Below are 3,614 nucleotides of genomic sequence, written 5' to 3'. Positions count from 1 at the left end.
GACAAGACCGGCATCGAGTGCGCCAGCAAGGTCCGCTCCTTCCGGGGGCTGCTCGTCCATGTCTTCGCCCGCCTCGCCGCCGCCATGTTCCTGCTGAACGGCGGATTTCAAAGCGCGTAATTCGCATTTAAGTTTGGATTTAAACCGCGCCTCATTTGGAAAACGTAGTTTTTCTGTGGAGGATTTTCCGCCCAGTTTCGGTTTAGAGTCCCTGGGCCGCGCAGCGGTGCCATGAACATAGCCGGGCGTTTCAACGCCCGGTACGAAAGTGACGCAAGTCAGTCGCGTAGCGACGGTTGTATGGTCCCGATCTCCCGACGTGGCTCCGGCTTCAACCGTCTTGAACCGTCGCTACGCGACGGTTCGCGTCACGGACGGGTCTCTCAATCGCCGCGACGCGGCGGAAAATCTCTCCAGCGTCTCCGATGCAAGACGGGACTCGGGGTGAAAACTCCATCTTTCAAGTGGTGCACGGTTTAGCAAGAAACTTCGGTCGAGCCAGAAAACACGTCATTCCGGCATCCATGCCGGAATGACGCTGATTTTTCTAATTTAACGGCAGTGACACGGTGAGAGGGAACGAGCATTCACCGCACGCCAGCAGTGGCAAAAGTTTTATTGCCATATATTTTGGCAACAAATTTCTTGTCAAGAGGCCCACCATGGATAGTTATCATCCCCTGCCCGATATCATCGAACGCCTAAGCCGACACCTGAGCGACGGCGAGAACGCCGTTCTGACCGGCCATCGCCACATCGGCAAAACCCTGCTGATGCAGCACCTAGAAGAAAACGCCCCGGATAGCTTCGTCCCGACCTACCTGATTGTGGAGTCGGTAGACACGGTGAACGAGTTCTACCGCAAGCTCGTCGCCCACCTCTCGGACAACTTCATTAGCCGCTGGGAAAAAGCTGGGCGAGGCGTGGGCGCTTGGTTCCGCAATCTCTTGGAGAGCCTGGAGCCAGAGCGGCCCATCGTGCTGATGCTTGATGAGTTTCCCCAGGTCATCGAGAACATCCGCGACGACAAGGACGGTGGCGAGGCAGAGGTCAAACGGTTACTGACCACCCAGCGGGAATTCCGGCAGGAGCCGCGTTTCAAGGACAAAATCCGCTTCGTCTACGCCGGTTCGATTGGTTTGCAGAACGTGGTCGAGGGGCTGGGCTTCACCAAGCACATCAACGACCTGCGCGAGGTCAAAATGCGCCCGTTCCGGCGGGACGAAGCGGAAGCCTATCTCGATGGCTTGCTGCGCCGCCGCAGCCTGACCGCCGCGCCGGATATCGCCGCCTTGATATTGGACCGAATCGACTGGCTGGCCCCGTTTTTCATCAGCCTATTGGTGGACGAGCTTTCCCTGTCGCCCATCGCAGCCGCGCACATCGACGCGGCCTTCGCGGCCTCCCTCAGGCACCGCAATCACTTCGAGCATTGGCACCGCCGCCTCCGTCCCCCAGCCTTGAAGCAGGAGGAATACCGCTTCTGCAAAGCCCTGTTGAACAGTACCGCCGACCCCGCCAAATCCGGCAGCGACCAGGGCGAGATTTACAACTTGGCCGTTGCCCACGGGGTCGAAGATGAGGTGCCCCGCTTGCTGAATATCCTCCAACACGATGGCTATCTGGTCCGGGACGAGCGCAACCGTTACCGTTTCGTGTCGCCGGTCATTCGTGCTTGGTGGTGGAGTGAAATCGCCAATTGATGTGAGAGTGGGCTTTCAGTGGTAGGCCGGAATAAGCCCCTTCGAGTGACACACGAGAAGAGGCGTTTCCGGCATGTGGGGTACATTGCCGGAAACGCCCCTCGTTCGCTCCGCGTCCGACGGGCTTATTCCGGCCTACATTTTTTGAACATCAAGATAGAAAGACAGGAACCCCGTCATGCCCGCCGTCAGCACCATCTACAACCCCCAGGAAATGCGCGAAGACCTGTTCCTCAAGAGCTTCGTGGTGCGCCGCGCCTTGCTGGACGAGTTGTTGCGAGACATCCGCGACGCCGCGCCCGGCGAGCGCTTCCGGCACACCATCCTGCAAGGCCAGCGCGGGCAGGGCAAAACCACCTTGCTGCGGAAGATTTCCCTATGCGTGCGGGACGATCCGGCGTTGTCGCCGTGGCTGATTCCGGTTTTGTTCCGGGAGGAGGAATACTCCGTGGTGGCACTGTGCCGATTGTGGGAGCGCACCGCCGATTATTTGGCCGAGCATCCGGGATTTGAGCGTTTGCCCGAAGAGTTTGAGACGGGTTTGGAGTCGCCCCATTATGAGGCGGATTGCTTCGAGATTCTGGCCCGCGCCTTGGAGCGGGAGGGCAAGCATTTATTGCTGTTGATCGACAACTTCGGCGAGATGCTGGACAAGTTCGGCAAGGCGGATCAGCAGCGGTTCCGGGAAATCCTGATGACTTCGCGCCGCATCCGCATTGTGGCCGGGTCTGCCGCGACGTTGGAGCAGCATTACGACCACGGCAAGCCGTTTTTCAATTTCTTCCGGCTGCGGACTTTGGGCGGCTTGAATGCGCAGGAGGCCCGCGAGTTGATGTTGAGCCTGGGGACCGATGAGCAGAAGCAGCGCATGGCGGAAATTTTGGAAACCCGGCCCGGCAAGCTGGAAGCCTTGCGCCGTCTGACCGCCGGGATGCCGCGCACCTTGATTTTGTTGTTTGAGATTTTTTTGGATGACGACGGCAGCGCGATGGAAGACTTGGAAGTGCTGTTGGATCGGGTGACGCCGCTTTATAAGCATCGGCTGGATGATTTGCCCACCCAGCAACAGGCCATTGTTTATGAGATTGCGATGGGGTGGGATGCGTTATCGGTGAAAGAAATTGCCGCGAAAGCTAGATTGCCAAGTAAACAGGTTTCGGCGCAGTTGCAGGCGTTGGAGAAAAACCAGGTTATTCGCTCTATTGCTACGTCCACTAAAAACAAGCTTTATCAGTTGGAGGAACGGTTTTTTAATATATGGTGTTTGATGCGGTTAGGTCGTTCGGGGGATAAGCGGCGGGCGGTTTGGTTGGTGAGGTTTTTGGAGATTTGGTGTGATCAGGACGAGTTGGCTGTAAGGGTTCATCGGCATATCGGAATTTTGAATGAAGGGAAAATAGCGCCGGAACATGCTCTATTTTTAACTCAGGCATTTGTTGGAGCTTTGCAGGATGTTGAATTACAAGAGAGATTATTAGAGGTTGCGCGGTCTAATTTAAAAAGCAATCTTACAAAAATGCTTCCAGAGACTGACGCCGAATTATTTGATAGGGCGCTAACAATGTATGAGGCGGGAGATACCTTTAAAGCAATAGAAGTCCTGAACTACTTGGTAGAGAAAAACTATCAAGTTGCAGTCGATGCGTTGGGTACTATTTATTTCGAGATTGGCAATTATAAAAAGGCTGAAAAACTATATAAGGATGGAGTGGCAAATGGCAGTTCTATAGCCATGTTTAATTTAGCTGTATTGTATGAAGGCCAAGAAAAATTAGAGATGTTCCCAAATTATCATAAGTATATTGTTCACAATTGTTACTTTAAGGCTGTCAGGGTAAAATCAAGCAATATTTCCCTCAATCTTTCCTTAATGGCACTCCTACGATGATCTTTACCAGCCTCGACGACATC

2 protein-coding genes are annotated in these 3,614 nt (G+C 54.7%); both read left to right on the top strand.

The features are described 5' to 3' along the window. The first annotated feature begins 662 nt into the window (after positions 1-662). The gene (locus ACXWUF_RS20420; RefSeq protein ID WP_458496400.1) at positions 663-1,703 is read left to right on the top strand and encodes a hypothetical protein; all 1,041 of its coding nucleotides are present in this window, start codon (positions 663-665) and stop codon (positions 1,701-1,703) included. A gap of 178 nt (positions 1,704-1,881) precedes the next feature. Then, positions 1,882-3,591: a hypothetical protein gene (locus ACXWUF_RS20415; protein WP_458496399.1), complete on the top strand. Its 1,710-nt coding sequence runs from the start codon at positions 1,882-1,884 to the stop codon at positions 3,589-3,591. Positions 3,592-3,614 lie beyond the last annotated feature (23 nt).

The sequence above is a fragment of the Methylomagnum sp. genome, assembly GCF_054333355.1.
Note: the sequence above shows the minus strand (reverse complement) of the source record. Positions and strands in the feature narration are given on the sequence as shown.